The sequence below is a fragment of the Sphingomonas telluris genome, assembly GCF_022568775.1.
GTDB classification, from domain to species: domain Bacteria; phylum Pseudomonadota; class Alphaproteobacteria; order Sphingomonadales; family Sphingomonadaceae; genus Sphingomicrobium; species Sphingomicrobium telluris.
Window position 1 is genome coordinate 1,101,445 of the sequence record NZ_JAKZHW010000001.1, and the last position, 15,856, is coordinate 1,117,300.

Sequence of the window (15,856 nt, forward strand, 5' to 3'; positions counted from 1 at the left end):
ATCACGGGCGCCAATGGCGCATCAGCGGTAGATTCGGTCAACCCCTCACGGCATTGCGGCGTTCGTCGCCAGTGCGGCGATCGCCCTTGTCGCGGCCGTCGAGCCGGTAGAGTCCGCGTGCCTGACCATCGGCGACGAGCTTGCTCGTCTGTCCGATCACCGTCTCGCCGGCGCCCAGCATGAAATAGCCGTCGGGCGCCATGGCGGAGGCCAGCCGGTCGAACGCCAAAGTCTTCTTCTCCGGGCTAAGATACAGCAGCACGTTCCGGCACAGCACGATGTCGAAGTTGCGGGGCTGAGGCGCGATTTCCAGCAGGTTGTGGACCTGGAAGCGCAGGTTTCTCCGCAGGGGCTCGAGGATCCGCCAGCCGTCGCCCGCTTCCTCGAACCATTTGATCGTCTGCGTGATAGCCAGCCCGCGCTGTACCTCGAACTGCGAGTAGGTGCCGCTGCGAGCGCGGTCGATGACGGCACTCGACACGTCGGTGCCGAGAATGTCGATCGACCAGCCCTTCCACAGCTCCGGATGGTCGGCGAACAGCATCGCGAGCGAATAGGTTTCCTGCCCCGTTGAGCAGCCGCACGACCAGATGCTCAGCCGCTTCTTCGCGGCGCGCTTCACGGCAAGGCTGGGCAATGCGTGCTTCGCGAGCGTGTCGAAGGGCGTACGATCGCGGAAGAAATAGGTTTCGTTGTTGAGAAGCGCTTCGACGACCTGATCGGACAGCCCCCGCTCCTTGCCCATGACCAGGATGGTGATCAGCTCGTCGAGAGTAGCGATGCCACGCTCGCGAAGGAGTGCCGAAAGGGCCGTTTCGATCCTCCAGCGGCGGCTCATCGTCAATTGCTGGCCGGTACGCGCTTCGAGCAGCCCCGCGAGGATACGGCTCGAGCTATCGCTTATTTGCAAGATCCGTCTCCCAGCCGGGACGCAACACGCCGGGCAAGCTTGTCTGGTGACATCAGGCCGCACGCGAGGCCTGCTTCGAGCACGGCTCGGGGCATGCCCCACACCGCTGAGCTGCTCTCGTCCTGCGCGAGGACGGAGCCCCCCTCTGCAACGAGACGCGCGGCACCCTGAACTCCGTCGCGGCCCATTCCGGTGAGGACGACGGCAACAGCCGTCGGTCCGAACAGGGTCGCGGCGGACTGAAACATCGGGTCGAGCGAGGGCATGCAGCCTGAATAAGAAGCGCTCCGGTCCAACCGGACGACGGGCCCGTCCCGAAGCGTCAGGTGAGCATCCCCCGGCGCGATGATGATCCGGTCGGGAAGCAGCATCATCCCGTCCTCGGCCACCAGCGCCTCCCGCTTCGCGGCAATGGCTAGCTGGCGGGCGAATACCGGCATGAAGGGCGCCGGAAGGTGCTGCGTCACCAGGATCGGCGCGCCGATGCGCTTCGGCAGCGCTTCGAAGAAGGTATTGAGCGCGTGAATGCCGCCCGTCGAGGCCCCGATCGCCAGGAGCTTGATCGGGTCGGCGGCCATCGCACGAAGCGGAGCGTGCACGACGGAGACCGGGAGAGGTGCCGCAGGAGTGCGCGAAACGTCGGCATAGCCGAGCGCCTTCAGCCTCGAGAGCAAGACTTCGGAGAAGCGCCCGTTGAAGCGCCCAGTGCCCGGCTTCGGAAGAGCGTCGGCGGCCCCCATCGCGAGAGCGGCAATCGTCTCCTCGGTGCCTTCATCGGCCGAAGAAGATACGATCATGACGTGCGCGCCGCAGGCGGAATCGAGGATGCGCGGGATCGACCTCAAGCCCCCTGCCCCCGGCATCTCCAAATCAAGCAGGATCGTGTCCACGCGAACCGACTGAAGCGCTTCGATCGCGTCTTCGGCAGTCCCCGCCACCGCCGCGAGTTCGAAGCTGTCGTCGCTTTCGACGATCCGCGACAAGACGGACCGCGCGATCATCGAATCGTCGACGATCATCAGCCGGATGCGGCGATTCTTGACGGGCGGAGCCGAATGGCGGTCCCGCGATGTGGCGAGCGCCCGCTCCACGGACACTCTCTTAGGCTACGCCGACGAGCTGAAGCTTTATGTGCAGCGTCTCTCGGTCGAACGGCTTCATGACATATTCGTCGGCACCCGCCTCCAACGCAGCGCGGATGTGCGCCATGTCGTTCTCGGTGGTGCAGAACACGACCTTCGGCTGATCGCTATGCCCGCGCTGGCGGAGCATGCGCAGGAACTCCATCCCGCTCATGACCGGCATGTTCCAGTCGAGCAGGACGACGTCCGGCATCTTGGCCTCGCAACGCGACAGTGCTTCGCGGCCATCGCCGGCTTCATCGACCTCGAAATCAAGTGTTTCGAGAATGTGTCGAGCGACCTTCCGGATTACCTTGGAGTCGTCGACGATCAGACAGGTCTTCATACAGAACGCGTCCCGTTCCTCACTCAAGCTTTGCCACTTAAACGCCAAGGGTAACGAAGAGCTTAAGCAGCTTTGGCTTCCACGCCGCTGACCAACGCCGCAATGTCCACCAGCAGGAGCGGCCCCTGCTCGGTTTCTACCATGCCCTGAGAAACTCGCTCCCACCCCGGCCCCATCGCAGCGCGAACGGCCACGGGCTCGGAAAGTGCTTCGACCACGTCTTCGACGAGATCGACTATGAGTGCGTAATGATGCCCCTCCAACTCGACGACCGCGGCTTCGCGAATGCCGTCGGAGCAGTCGGTGACGCCAAGTTCGAGGGAACGCATGCAATCGATGACGGTCAGCACCCGGCTGCGCAGGGCGGAAAGCCCCGCGACATGGGCAGCCGCGCGCGGCACCGGGATGAGCGCCTCAAGTTCGACAACGGATTCGACGGCGGCGGCGGGCAGAGCCACGCGCTCACCGCCGATGGTCACGACAAGCAGAAGCTCGGCCATCAGCCCCTCCCTCCAGCGGCAGTCTTGAGCGCCTGCAGCAGGCCAGCGCGGTCGTAGCGGTAAATGCTCTCGTCCTTGCGCGATGCCGGATCCGGCTCGGAGCGGAGGCGAATGACGCGGGCGGCCTGCCCCGTCGGCGCCTCCGACATCTCGGACAGGATCGCCAGGTCGACCTCATATTCATCCGATTCCGACACGACGCGATAGCCCGCCGCCTCGACGATCGGGCGGAGCAGGTTCTGCATCCACGGATCGCCCGCAGGGAGCCGGCAGACCGGCTGCTCCGGGGTGCGCTCGGACGAGGTCAGGAATGTCGAGAAGAGCCAGTGCGGATCGACGATCTCGGCGGGTTCGCCGGCCACGAGAGTGACTGCGCAAACTTCGCCCGGGAATTCCGACGGTATGATTTCATGCGCGAGGGCGGAAAGGTCGATGACCTCGCGGAAGGCGTAGCCGATCTCGCACGTGCCGTCGTTGAGGCGGAACAGTCGGACCTTCTCCTCCGGCAAATCGCCGTTGGCGCCTGCGAGCGGAAGGATGGCCTCGCCGAGCTGAACACGGAGTTGTCCAGCACCCGGACGAATTGCAGAGGCAGGCACTTCTTCGATCCGGTCGACGACCGCCAGGCTCATCGCGCGGCGAGCGCCGTCGAGTCCGCGGAAAAGCAGAACGGGAACATCTTCCTCAACAGCGGCACGCGGTGCTTCCGCGACACGCGAGGCGCGCTCCTGCGCTTCGAGCTTCACACCACCGACCTGTGCAAGGCCCGCAGGGTCGAACAGGAGGATCGGGCTGCCGTCATCTGCCAGGGTCGTTCCGGCGTAGAGGCCGGTCGCCATCACCGCCGGGGCGGCCGGCTTCACCACCAGTTCTTCGTGATCGTGGATGCGATCGACCGCGAGCGCATAGACGTCGCCACCGGCCGGACGCAGGACGACAAAGGTCCGGTCGGTCTCTTTCACGTCGCTTTCGAGACCGAGAACGTCGGCTAGGGCCACTTCGGGGACCCGGCGCCCACGGATCGTGGCAACACCTGCTCCGCCAAGCTTCTCGAGCGTCACCGATTCACCGTTGGCGCGCACAATCTCGTCGATCGCCGAGCGCGGAATGGCGAAGTGATGGCCGGCCACCGATACGGTCAGCGCGGGGATGATCGTCAGCGTCAGCGGCACGCGAAGGGTCATGCGCGTGCCTTCGCCGAGCGTACTGTCGACCTCGACGATCCCGCCGATCCGCTCGATGTTGGAGCGAACGACGTCCATTCCGACGCCGCGGCCGGAAATGGCGGTCACTTCCTTGGCGGTTGAAAGCCCCGCCTCGAAGATCAGGGCAAGCTGCTCGCGCGGGCTGAGTTCGGGCGCGTCGGACTTGTCGATTACGCCCGCGGCAATCGCCTTTTCGACCAGCTTCTTGCCGTTGATGCCCCGCCCGTCGTCGTGAATGTCGATCAGGATCTGGTTGCCGGACTGGCGAGCCGCGACGGACAGGAGTCCAATTTCGCGCTTACCCGCCTTGAGCCGGTCGACCGGAAGCTCGATGCCATGATCCACGGCGTTGCGGATGATGTGCGTCAGCGGATCGCGGATCATCTCGATCATTTCGCGATCGAGCTCGACGTCGCCGCCCTCGATATCGACAAGCACCTGCTTGCCAAGCTCCGCCGAAAGATCGCGGACCATCCGCGGCAGCGCGACGAACAAATTCTCGATGCGCTGCATCCGAGTGCGGGTGATCGCATCGCGCATCTCGGCGATGATCGAGGAGAGACGCTCGAACGCACCGTCCACGGCGACGTCGCCGGCCGTTTCGCGAAGCCTGCGGGCAAGCTCGTTGCGGGCGAGAACCATGTCCGACACGCCGCTCATCAAACGGTCGAGCAGCTCCACAGAAAGCCGGATCGTGCGAGGCGCAACTGCCTTGCTCTGGGCTTCCGCGACCGTCGTGGCGACAGGCGCGGGCACGGCCTCGGCATGAGCCTGAAGCGCATGGATCAGGCTACTGTCGTCGCCGCCGGGAAGTTCTTCACCGGCATCGAGCGCGGCAATCATCTCGGCGATACGGTCGATGATCGCGAGGACGGCACTGACGAGAGTCGGATCGGGCTGGCGGCGGCCGGCGCGAACTTCGGCAAGCGCATCCTCCGCAGCGTGGCTCAGCGCCTCGAGCCGCGGGAAGTCGAAGAAGCCGCAATTGCCTTTGACGGTGTGAACGAAGCGGAAGATGGAATCGAGCCGGGCGCGGTCGTCCGGAGAGGCTTCCCACGCGACGATCTCTCCCCCGAGTGCCTCGAGCATCTCACGGCATTCGGCAATGAACTCGGAAATCAGATCGTCCATCTGAGCGGCAGTCCCCAAGCGCTTGTTCGGCCCCGTTACTGGGCCGCTTATGGCGCCGAGGAGTTAATGCCGCGTTAGCCCTGTCGGGGGATCATTGCTCCGACGATCAGGACTTCCGGCGCGGGCTCAGACAGCTGGATCGATCCGCCAGCCTGCTGCGCCAGTGAATGCGCGAGCCAGGCCCCTGCCGCACGCGGCTCGATGTCCGTGCCGCTCGCGCCCTTCACCAGCATCTCACGGAGCGAAGGGTCGAGCATGATCCGCGGTCCTTCGGCACGGATCGCGAGCTCCAGCCCATCGCCAGTGGTTTCCGCGCCGACGTCCAACCGTCCGCCGCGAACCAGCGCATCGCCGGCGATCAGGGCAAGGTTGAGGAGCAGCTTCATCGCGCCCTTCGATAGTTTGCCGTCGGCCACCATCCAGCCCAGCTCGATCCGACGCTCCGGACCGAAGATCCCTTCGAGAGCGATCCGGGCCTCGGTCGCGTCGATCGCATCGCCGAAGCCGCCGCCGGCGCCGAAAGCGAGGCGGAAGAACTTGAGCTTGTTCGCGGTGGCTCGTGCGCTGTCCGCGAGAAGCTCGAGGCAGCGCTCGCGCATTTCCGGGTCCTGCTCGTCCGCCATCAGCTCGATGCCATTGTTGAGGGCACCGACGGGGGACATCAGGTCATGGCAAAGCCGGGAGCACAGCAAGCTGGCGAAATCGACGGCGTTCATAGGCGCGGTGATGAGCCAAGATTTAACATTGGGCAAGTTTCCGTTGCTCTTCCGGAAGGCCGCTTTAGCGTTGCGCCAAAGTCCGGCTGGGGGAGACCAGACATGAAAGCTCTAATGCTCGCTGCGGCGGCGGCCGTCATGGCTTCGGGTGCATCTGCGGCAGCGCCCAAGAAGCCGGTGGCTTCGGCTTCACAGTTCCGCATAGACAAGGCGCGCATCGACAAGGCGCTTCAGCAAATGGTCGCCGACGGTCGCGCCGCCGGCACTTCCGCACTGGTATGGAAGGACGGCCGCGAGGTCTATTTCGGCACGGCAGGCTATGCCGATCGCGAGGCGAAGAAGCCGATGCGCCGCGATACGCTCGTGCAGATCTTCTCGATGACCAAGCCGGTGACCGGCGTCGCCATCATGCAACTGTGGGAACAGGGCAAGTTCGGCCTCGACGACCCGCTCTCGATGTACCTGCCGGACTTCGCGAACACGAAGGTGTTCATAGGCAAGGACAGCGCCGGCAATCCGATCCTGCAGGCGCCGCGTCGACCGATCCTGATCCGCGACGTGCTGCGGCACACCGCCGGCTTCGGCTATGGTCCGGGCGACAGCTATCCCGAACAGGCGTTCGCGACGGCGGACCCCCTGAACCTGAACAACGAGCTGACCGAATTCGGCCGCCGCCTGGCGACCGTGCCACTGCTTTACGAGCCGGGGACGAAGTGGCGCTACAGCAGCGCGGTCGACGTGCAGGCGCTTCTGGTCGAGAAGCTGTCGGGCCAGCCCTACGAAACCTACGTCCGCCAGCACATCCTCGATCCGCTCGGCATGAAGGACAGCGGATGGACGCAGCCCGAGGCGAATTTCGCGCGGCTTGCGCGCGGCTATGTAAAGGGCCCCGACGGCACATTGCAGCGCAAGAGCGACACCGATCTGCGCCGAATGAACTTCGACCCGGCCCGAAAGCTGACGATGGGCGGCGCCGGCATCGTCTCCTCGCTCGACGATTACATGCGCTTCGCCCGGATGCTCCTGAACAAGGGGTCGCTCGAGGGCGTCCAGCTCCTGAAGCCGTCGACGGTCAAGCTGATGTCCACCAACCACCTCGATGCCCGCGTGACGGAGCGGCAGTGGCTCCCGGACAAAGGGAACGGCGGGTTCGGCTTCGACTTCGCCGTTCGCACAGGTCAACCCAAGACCGCTGAAGAAAACCGGGGCGCCGTGGGCGAGTTCTTCTGGGACGGAGCCTGGACCACGCTCTTCTGGGTCGATCCGGCCAACAACCTTGCCGCCGTCTATTTTGTGCAGAGCGATCCCTTCAACCGGAGCTTGCACCGGGACATTCGGCGAGCCGTCTACGGCGACAATTACCTCGGTCCCAAGGGCGACTGACGGGTTATTGAATTCCCGGAACAAATCCCCATATCGTCGACGTGGGGGGCCACCAGGTCATCAGCATCGAGCTTCAGCCGAGCCATTCAGGATGGCGGCTCGATCGCGCGCTTGCCGATGCGGTCCCGACTCTTTCACGTGAGCGGCTGAAAGCGCTGATCCGAAGCGGAGCGCTGGAATCTCTTGCTTCGGTGGCAGTTCGGGACCCGGCGCAAAAGGTTCGCGGAGGCGAGGTCTTCCAGCTTACGGTGCCGGAACCAACCCCGGCTCACAACGAAGCGCAGGACATACCGCTTCGAGTGGTTTTCGAGGACGAACATCTGCTGGTCATCGACAAGCCTGCCGGGCTGGTCGTCCATCCGGCAGCCGGCAACCCGGATGGGACGCTGGTCAATGCGTTGCTCCATCACTGCGGCGGCAGCCTCTCAGGCATTGGAGGCGTCGCACGCCCGGGGATCGTCCACCGGATCGACAAGGACACGTCGGGCCTGCTCGTGGTTGCGAAGACGGATGTCGCCCATGAAGGCCTAGCGAAGCAGTTCGCGGCTCACAGCATCGAGCGGCGCTACCTCGCGATCGTGAGCGGCGTTCCGAAGGCGGCCGAAGGCACGGTCGACGCCCCGCTCGCTCGGTCTTCGACCAACCGGAAGAAGATCGCCATCGTCGAAGGGAATCGGGGCAAAAGAGCCGTCACGCACTGGCGTCGGATGCAGATTTTGAAGGATTCCGCGCTGGTCGAGTGCCGTCTGGACACTGGCCGCACGCACCAGGTTCGAGTACACATGGCCTCGCTCGGCCACGCGCTTCTCGGCGACCCGGTCTACGGCCGTTCGGGAAAGAACAGCCGTGAAGTGTTGAAAAGGCTGAATTTTCAGCGCCAGGCGCTTCACGCCGCAGAATTGGGATTTACGCATCCCGTAACGAAAAACCGCCTGTCGTTCGCCAGTGGCATGCCAGCGGACATGCAGGAACTGTTCACCGCCCTTTTGGTATAGGATTTAACGCGCCAGGCAGCGTAATAAGCAGCCGGCCAGGGAGACGTTTGAAGCATATGGCACAAAAGAATGTCGTCTCGATCCCCGCTAGTGGCGGGGAGGCCGGGCTGAATCGCTACCTGGCCGAGATCAAGAAATTCCCGATCCTCGCTCCTGAAGAGGAATACATGCTGGCCAAGCGCTGGCGTGAGCATGAGGACACGGAAGCGGCCGCGAAGCTGGTCAATTCGCACCTCCGCCTCGTTGCGAAGATCGCGATGGGCTACCGCGGCTACGGCCTGCCGGTCAGCGAGCTGATCAGCGAAGGCAATATCGGCCTGATGCAGGGCGTGAAGAAGTTCGAGCCCGATCGGGGCTTCCGCCTCGCGACCTACGCGATGTGGTGGATTCGCGCGTCGATCCAGGAATTCATCCTGCGCTCGTGGAGCCTCGTGAAGATGGGCACCACGGCTGCCCAGAAGAAGCTGTTCTTCAACCTTCGCCGGATGAAGAACCAGATCGAGGCGTTCGAGGAAGGCGACCTGAAGCCCGCCGACGTTGCCAAGATCGCGAAGGATCTCGGGGTCAGCGAGGAAGAAGTCGTCTCGATGAACCGCCGCATGGGCATGGGGGGCGACACCAGCCTCAATGCTCCGCTGGCGAGCACCGAGGGCGAAGGCCAGTGGCAGGACTTCCTCGTCGATAGCGGTCCGCTGCAGGACGAGATCATCGCCGACAACGAGGAAACCCGCGTTCGCCACGATCTGCTGATGGACGCGCTCGAAACGTTGAACGACCGTGAGAAGCATATTCTCACCGAACGGCGCCTCACCGACGATCCGAAGACGCTCGAGGAGCTGAGCCAGGTCTATGACGTCAGCCGCGAGCGCATCCGTCAGATCGAGGTTCGCGCCTTCGAGAAGCTGCAGGCCGCGCTGATCCGCCTTGCCGGCGAAAAGCGACTGCTTCCAGCGGCCTAGCGCCGCTCGTCAGCATCCGCGACTGTGGGAGAGGCTTCCGTAAGTTTCTCCCCTTCGCGCGCTTCTTCCGGACGATCCTGAACGCTGTCATCGGTCGCGACATTGTCTGCGGCCCAGGCACCCCGCTCGCCCAGCGGCTCGGGCTTGCCGGTTGTGCTGTCTTTCGCAGTCTGGTGCTCGATCTCGCTGTTGAGCTCGGCGCCGACGCAGAAGACGTAGGCCGACAGGTACATCCAGGTGAGCAGGCCGACGGTCGCCCCGAGCGGCCCGTAGGTCGCGCTGTAATCCGACACCGTGCTGACCCAGACCCCGAACAGGATGGTCAGCAGCAGCCACGAAATCGACGTGAACATCGACCCCGGGGTGATCCACTTCCAGCGCGCGTCCTCCCGCGAGGGACCGTAACGATAGAGGGTTGCCGCAACGCCTGCCGCGACGAAGATCAGCGCAACATACGCTATCGCTTGCCCGAGCAGAACGAGGACATCGGGCGCCAGCGGAAACACTCTCTCCAGCGAGGCGGCGACCGTGACGCCCGTCAATGCGATGACCGCGAGCATCACCGCCGCCAGCGTCATCGTGATGGCGATCAGGTAGAAGCGGAGAAGGCTGCGCTTCTCCTTCTCCTCATAGGCGATGTTGAGGGCGGTGATGATCGCGCTTGCGCCGTTGGTTCCGCCGTAAAGCGCGACGAGGAAGGCAATCAGGAGCCCCGTGCCCTTCCTCTCCTCTGACGATTTCATGGCCTGGACAAGCTGGTCGCCGATCAAGGTCGCGACGTCCCGTGGGAGGATGCGCGTCAGCGTGTGCATCGTATCGACGAGCGTCTGCACGTCCGCGACGAAGCCGTAGACGAGCACGATCATGACTAGGAGCGAGAGCAAAGCGAAGAAGCCGTAGAAGGCGACGCCCGCGGCTACGAGCCCGACATTGTCGTCCCATGTTCGCTGCCAGGTGCGGCTAGCGATATCCTTCCACGCCGCCTTGGGCATCTCCCACGGCGACGTGGCCTGATGGCCTTTCGGATCGGGGATTCCGCTCTTCTTCTTCTTCTTCAGTGACATGACTAATTCAAAGCCTGGCGGCAGCAGCTCGTTCCCGCAAAGCTCACGATAGTGCGTGGGCCGCGGATGACTCTTGGACGCAGCTGCAGGCTGCCGATTGAGGGGTCAGCGCTGACAGAACACATAGAAAGAACCCCCGGCCGGAGCCGGGGGTCCTCCTGAAAAGCCGGTCGGCTTCTCAGCTGAGTGGTGCGACCGCACGGTGCGGTCGAACCACAGTCCTGCTGATCAGGCTTGCTTAGGCCACATCAGCCTCGTCGCCCTCGTCGCCCTCATCCCCCTCGTCGCCTTCGTCTCCCTCATCGTCCTCATCGCCCTCGTCGCCCTCATCGTTCTCATCGCCCTCATCGTTCTCGTCACCCTCGTCGCCCTCGTTGCCCTCGTCGCCCTCATCGCCCTCGTTGTCCTCGTCGCCTTCGTCGCCATCTGCGCCCTCGTTGCCCTCGTCACCTTCATCGCCCTCGTCGCCCTCATCGTTCTCGTCGCCCTCGTCGCCCTCATCACTCTCATCACCCTCGTCGCCCTCATCGCTTTCGTCGTCCTCATTGCCCTCATCACCCTCGTCACCATCGTTGTTCTCGTCACCCTCGTCGCCCTCGTCGCTCTCATCGCCCTCATCGTCCTCATTGTTCTCGTCGCCCTCGTTACCCTCGTCGTTTTCATCACCCTCGTTGCCCTCATCGGCCTCGTCGCCCTCGTCCCCCTCGTCGTTCTCGTCGCCCTCGTCGCCATCTATGCCTTCGTCGCCCTCGTCGCCCTCGTCGCCCTCGTCATTCTCATCACTCTCGTCGCCCTCGTCGCTCTCGTTGCCCTCATCGCCCTCGTTGTTCTCATCGCCCTCGTTGCCCTCATCGCCCTCGTCGTTTTCGTCGTTCTCATCGCCTTCGTCGTTCTCATCGTCCTCGTCGCCCTCGTCGCCCTCGTCATTTTCATCGCCCTCGTCCGATTCATCGCCCTCGTCGCCCTCGTCGCCATCTACGCCCTCGTCGCCCTCATCGCCCTCGTCACCCTCGTCGTTCTCATCGCCCTCGTCGTCCTCGTCGCCCTCGTCGTCCTCGTCGCCCTCGTCGTTCTCATCGCCCTCGTCGCCCTCGTCGTTCTCGTCGTTTTCATCGCCCTCGTCGCCCTCATCGCCATCGACGCCCTCGTCGCCCTCATCGCCCTCGTCGCCTTCATCGTCCTCGTCCGCCTCATCGCCCTCGTTGTTTTCATCGCTCTCGTTGCCCTCGTCGTTCTCGTCGCCCTCGTTGCCCTCGTCGTTCTCGTCGCCTTCGTTACCCTCGTTGTTCTCGTCGCCTTCGTTGCCCTCGTCGCCTTCGTCACCTTCGTCGCCGTCGTCCGTGAAGCTGACCGGGGCGAACAAGTCGTGCGATCCGAAGCGGCCCAGGATCGCTTCGAACTCTTCGATAGTCGTGCAAGCCATTACCAATCTCCGATACAGTGTGCGCCCGCGGCGGAATTGCCGATGGCGCGCAGGTTTACGGTCTGAGAGAAAGGCTGGCCTACGCTGGGCCACGCCTACATTGGCAGGAGCAAACGGCTCCCCCAGGAAGCCGCCTACTGTCGGCGATCGGCTCGCGACGCAGTTGTTGACACCCACGGGGTCAAGCAACGTTTACAGCGCGGGAAGTGCTTCTCGCCCACAACTCCAAATGCTTCCGGATACTTAGGGTTCCTTGGCGGACAGCCAGGAATTGAGGGGTGTTACGATTTGCGATCGGCGCCGTCTGGGTCGAGCGCGAATGGCGCTTTCCACCCATTCCCGCCACTCACGCTAGTGGCAGCTTTCCACCCATTGCGGACTTCAGTCCGATCCGACAGCATCGGCATGAATGTTCGATCGAGTTCCTGCGCGCGTCTGGCTGCTGTTAGCGATCGGAGCGATCGCGTTCATGCCTGCCCGGTATATTTACCGCCACGTCGTGCATTCACCCTCCCGCCGCGATATCACTCAACGAGCTCCAGACCTCAGTTGGCGAACATCGGGCCAATTGGCTCGCAACTTGCTCCTTCTTGTCGCGCTGGTCGCATTTGCAATTTTCATTTTTACGCCCACCGCCCAGCACTTTGCGCGTTCCCCTCAGTTCTGGCCGCTGCTTATGGCAGCCTTTGGCGTTTGGGCTCTCTTTACCGTCGCGCGAGGCTTTAAGACCGGACGGATTGAGCCCTTAGCTAGAGGCTTCAACAATACGTACGAACGCATCGCGCATCCGAAGCGCTATTGGGCCTCCATGGCGTGGAACGCAGCGTTTGGAGCCATGCTAATTTGGCTGGGCTTTGGAGTTCCTACGAACGCCGCTGAAAATCCGTGCACGTATGAGAAGGTCGCCCTGCTGAAGGACAAGCTGGCCGCGTGCGAGGAGTTGATACAACGTCGGCCCAACGATCCCTATGCTTACTTCAATCGTGGCCTGATCGCGATCAATGTGGGCGACTACGATCAGGCCGTCGCCGACCTTACGCGGGCGCATGAACTGGACTCCGGAGATCCCTGGTCGCTCGCGAATCGCGGTCTCGCTTACGCGTGGAAGAAGGATCAGGCACGCGCGGAGGAAGACTTCCGAGCAGTTCGGGCCATCGACCCCTCCAACGTAGTCATGCTCCGAGGCGAAGCGCTTTTGAAGATGAATGCGGGCGACAAAAAGGGCGCGGTTGAAAGCCTCAGCGCGTCAATGACCGACGATCCCGATAACTTATGGGCGCTCCGCACTCGATCCGAACTCTACTATGAGCTGGGAGAGTTCGAGAAGTCGCGTCAAGACGACAGCAGGTGGGTGAAGCTCATGGAAGAGGCGCGAAGTCGCCAAGCACGCGCTTTGTCCAATTCGCGTCAAAGTGAGCTTCGCTGAGCGCCAGCTTCCCGCCCATTCCGGACATTGGGAAACCCTGTCCTACAGTACGGCGCTTGTGCTTCACACTCGCGGATGAGCGATCGACTTAGCCTCTCATCCTCTCCGCGCGTCCGCCGCGACGGTTGGACCAACGGCAGACGTGTTACCTTCTTTGTTACCCTGGCTGCGACCGGCAGTGTCACCTTCGCATGCGCGTCCGTCGGCCTCAGCCGCAAGTCCGCCTATGCGCTGCGAAAGCGCGATCGAAGCTTTGCTTCCTCTGGGGACGGGCGCTTGCGATGGCCGGCAAAGCCAGGCGGAACGGCGTTACGCCTCGCGTCGAAGGTAACGAAATTCGCAGCACCTCAAGCGGCGCCACAAGGTCAAGCGGAGTCAAGCCGGCCGACGTTGTCCGCGCCCAGGCTGAAGCCGAGCGCGACCGATTCTTCGCCACCTTCGAAATGGATCGGTCCGGCTCGTCGTTGCGGTCTCGAATCGAGCAAGGCTCTTGCCAACCGTTCGAAACAGTCCGACGCTGATCGTTTCGAAGAGCGCGCCTGAGCGCCTTCATGCGACTCGGAGCGCCCGGATACGGACGAAGGGAGAGTCGCATGCCTGGTATTGCCAACGGCACTCGAGCAATCGCGCTGGTCGGACCGGCCGGCGCGGGAAAGACCAGCCTGGCCGAAGCGATGCTGTTTGCAGCCGGCGCGTCCGATCGGCTGGGCTCGACTGCGAATGGCACGAGCATTGGCGACAGCAGCGCGGAGGCGCGCGCTCGCGGCGGCTCCACGGAGCTCAACCTCTACAATTTCAAATATCTCGATGACGAATTCGCGCTGATCGATTGCCCCGGCTCGATCGGCTTTGCAGCGGATGGCGCGCGTGCAGTCGCAGTCGCCGACCTCGCGATCGTCGTCGTCGACCCCGATCCAGCGCGCGCCCCCTTGGCTGCGCCGGCGCTCCGGATGCTCGACGAGCTCGGCATCCCTCACCTCATCTTCGTCAACCGCATCGACCAGGCGCATGGGCGGGTGCGCGACCTTCTGTCGGCGCTTCAGCCGGTCAGCGTCGAGCCGCTGATCGCGCGCCAGATCCCCATTCGCGAAGGCGAGAAGGTCACCGGGTTCGTCGACCTCGCGCTTGAGCGGGCCTATCACTACGTGCCCGGCAAGGAATCCGAGCGCATCGACATCCCAGAGGATCTGCAGCAGCGCGAGGCCGAGGCCCGCACCCAGATGCTGGAGCAGCTCGCGGATCATGACGACGAGTTGCTCGAGCAGCTCCTCATGGATCAGACGCCGGAGCAGGACCGCGTCCTCAAGGACCTGGCGCGCGAGACGGGCGAGAGCCTCGCGGTCCCGGTGCTGTTCGGTTCGGCGAGCAGCGCATGGGGCGTGCGCCGCCTCCTCAAGGCTCTCCGTCACGAAGCGCCCGGACCGAAAAGCACCGCCGACCGCCTCGGCGTGTCCGACCCGGCGCTCTACGCCTTCAAGATCAACAATGGCGGGTCCGTCGGCCGGCTGGCCCTGGCCCGAGCGCTCGGCGGCAACATAGCCGAAGGTTCGGACCTGAAGGCGCGGGACGGCGAAGCGTCGCGGCTAGGCGCCCTCTTTAAGGTGCAGGGCGAGAAGACGCAGAAGGTCACTGAGGCGCGCAATGGCGACATCGTCGCCGTCGCCAAGGTGGACAGCGTTAAACCCGGCCAATGGCTGGGCAAGGGCACTCTGCCGCCGGAGGTCGAGGTTGAACTTCCCGCTCGGAACTGCGCACTCGCGATCCAGCCATCCGACCGCAAGGACGACGTGAAGCTGTCAGGCGCGCTCCAGAAGCTGACGGAAGAGGACAGCGCGCTCATCCTCGAACATGACGAGGCGAACCACGAGCTCCGCCTTCGGGGCGTGAACGACGAGCACCTCAAGACGACGCTCGCCAAGTTGAAGCGGCGTTACGGCGTCGAGGTCACGTCGCATCCGCCGGCGATCGGCTACCGGGAATCGATCCGCAAAGCCGTCACGCACCAGCGCGGGCGCCACAAGAAGCAGACCGGCGGCCATGGCCAGTTCGGCGACGTCATCATCGACATCACGCCGCTGCCCCGCGGTTCGGGCTTCGTCTTCGAGGAGAAGATCCACGGCGGAGCCATTCCAAAGCAGTGGATCCCGGCCGTGGAGGAAGGCGTCCGCGAGGCGATGGATAAGGGCCCGCTCGGTTTCCAGGTCGTCGATGTGGCGGTGACCCTCGTGGACGGCAGCTATCATAGCGTCGACAGTTCCGAACTGGCGTTTCGCCTGGCGGGTCGGCTCGCCATGCAGGAAGCACTCGCCGCAGCCCACCCGCACCTGCTCGAGCCGATGCACAAGCTTGGCGTCGTCTGTCCGTCGAGCGCGACCAGCCGCATCACTTCGGCGGTTGCCGGACGTCGTGGGCAGATGCTCGGCATGGCGCCGCGCGATGGCTGGGCCGGCTGGGACCGCATTGATGCCCTCATTCCGGAGGCCGAGCTCGACGGGCTCGAGGCAGAGCTTCGATCGCAGAGCCAAGGCCTCGCGACCTACGAGGCCGAGCTGGACCATCTGGCCGAACTCAACGGGCCGCTGGCGGACAAGGTGATCCAGCAGAAGGTGCCTGAACCCGCCTGATCGGCTGTCCAAAAAGTCACGCGACAGCAGTTGCCGGCTCGCCTAGACGAGCC

At 63.9% G+C, this 15,856-nt stretch carries 13 protein-coding genes; 5 read left to right on the forward strand and 8 right to left on the reverse strand.

All coding sequences use genetic code 11. The annotated features are described in order from the left end of the window. Positions 1-37: 37 nt before the first annotated feature. The 6 genes from LZ016_RS05575 to LZ016_RS05600 form a co-directional block, all read right to left on the reverse strand. Positions 38-910, reverse strand: a complete 873-nt coding sequence (locus tag LZ016_RS05575) for a CheR family methyltransferase (RefSeq protein ID WP_241446369.1) — start codon at positions 908-910, stop codon at positions 38-40. After that, the gene (locus tag LZ016_RS05580) at positions 901-2,001 is read right to left on the reverse strand and encodes a chemotaxis protein CheB (RefSeq protein ID WP_241446371.1); all 1,101 of its coding nucleotides are present in this window, start codon (positions 1,999-2,001) and stop codon (positions 901-903) included. The genes LZ016_RS05575 and LZ016_RS05580 overlap by 10 nt, the downstream gene beginning before the upstream one ends. Before the next feature lie 10 nt (positions 2,002-2,011). Next, positions 2,012-2,377 (reverse strand): response regulator, encoded by a 366-nt coding sequence (locus tag LZ016_RS05585; protein WP_241446372.1) that lies wholly within the window; start codon positions 2,375-2,377, stop codon positions 2,012-2,014. A gap of 62 nt (positions 2,378-2,439) precedes the next feature. Next, positions 2,440-2,877, reverse strand: coding sequence for a chemotaxis protein CheW (locus LZ016_RS05590; RefSeq protein WP_241446373.1), 438 nt, complete (start codon positions 2,875-2,877; stop codon positions 2,440-2,442). Then, the gene (locus LZ016_RS05595) at positions 2,877-5,213 is read right to left on the reverse strand and encodes a chemotaxis protein CheA (protein ID WP_241446374.1); all 2,337 of its coding nucleotides are present in this window, start codon (positions 5,211-5,213) and stop codon (positions 2,877-2,879) included. The genes LZ016_RS05590 and LZ016_RS05595 overlap by 1 nt, the downstream gene beginning before the upstream one ends. A 74-nt stretch (positions 5,214-5,287) precedes the next feature. Then, positions 5,288-5,929, reverse strand: coding sequence for a histidine phosphotransferase family protein (locus LZ016_RS05600; RefSeq protein ID WP_241446375.1), 642 nt, complete (start codon positions 5,927-5,929; stop codon positions 5,288-5,290). Positions 5,930-6,031: 102 nt separating this feature from the next. On the opposite strand from LZ016_RS05600, the gene LZ016_RS05605 reads away from it, so the two are divergent. From LZ016_RS05605 to rpoH, 3 genes are read left to right on the forward strand one after another with little or no spacing between them, the layout of a single operon-like run. After that, entirely contained in the window at positions 6,032-7,312 is a 1,281-nt protein-coding gene (locus LZ016_RS05605; protein WP_241446376.1) for a serine hydrolase domain-containing protein, read from the forward strand. Between the two features lie 41 nt (positions 7,313-7,353). Next, positions 7,354-8,307 (forward strand): RluA family pseudouridine synthase, encoded by a 954-nt coding sequence (locus tag LZ016_RS05610; protein ID WP_241446377.1) that lies wholly within the window; start codon positions 7,354-7,356, stop codon positions 8,305-8,307. 56 nt (positions 8,308-8,363) lie between these two features. Continuing rightward, on the forward strand, positions 8,364-9,266 hold the full coding sequence (gene rpoH / locus LZ016_RS05615) for an RNA polymerase sigma factor RpoH (protein WP_241446378.1): 903 nt from the start codon (positions 8,364-8,366) through the stop codon (positions 9,264-9,266). On the opposite strand, the gene LZ016_RS05620 is transcribed toward rpoH, so the two are convergent. Then, positions 9,263-10,330, reverse strand: coding sequence for a YihY/virulence factor BrkB family protein (locus LZ016_RS05620; RefSeq protein ID WP_241446379.1), 1,068 nt, complete (start codon positions 10,328-10,330; stop codon positions 9,263-9,265). The genes rpoH and LZ016_RS05620 overlap by 4 nt on opposite strands. 238 nt (positions 10,331-10,568) lie before the next feature. Further along, entirely contained in the window at positions 10,569-11,753 is a 1,185-nt protein-coding gene (locus LZ016_RS05625; protein WP_241446380.1) for a hypothetical protein, read from the reverse strand. 835 nt (positions 11,754-12,588) lie between these two features. On the opposite strand from LZ016_RS05625, the gene LZ016_RS05630 reads away from it, so the two are divergent. Continuing rightward, positions 12,589-13,179 (forward strand): tetratricopeptide repeat protein, encoded by a 591-nt coding sequence (locus tag LZ016_RS05630; RefSeq protein ID WP_241446381.1) that lies wholly within the window; start codon positions 12,589-12,591, stop codon positions 13,177-13,179. A 593-nt stretch (positions 13,180-13,772) separates the two neighbouring features. Further along, the gene (locus LZ016_RS05635; protein ID WP_241446382.1) at positions 13,773-15,803 is read left to right on the forward strand and encodes an elongation factor G; all 2,031 of its coding nucleotides are present in this window, start codon (positions 13,773-13,775) and stop codon (positions 15,801-15,803) included. Positions 15,804-15,856: the final 53 nt, after the last annotated feature.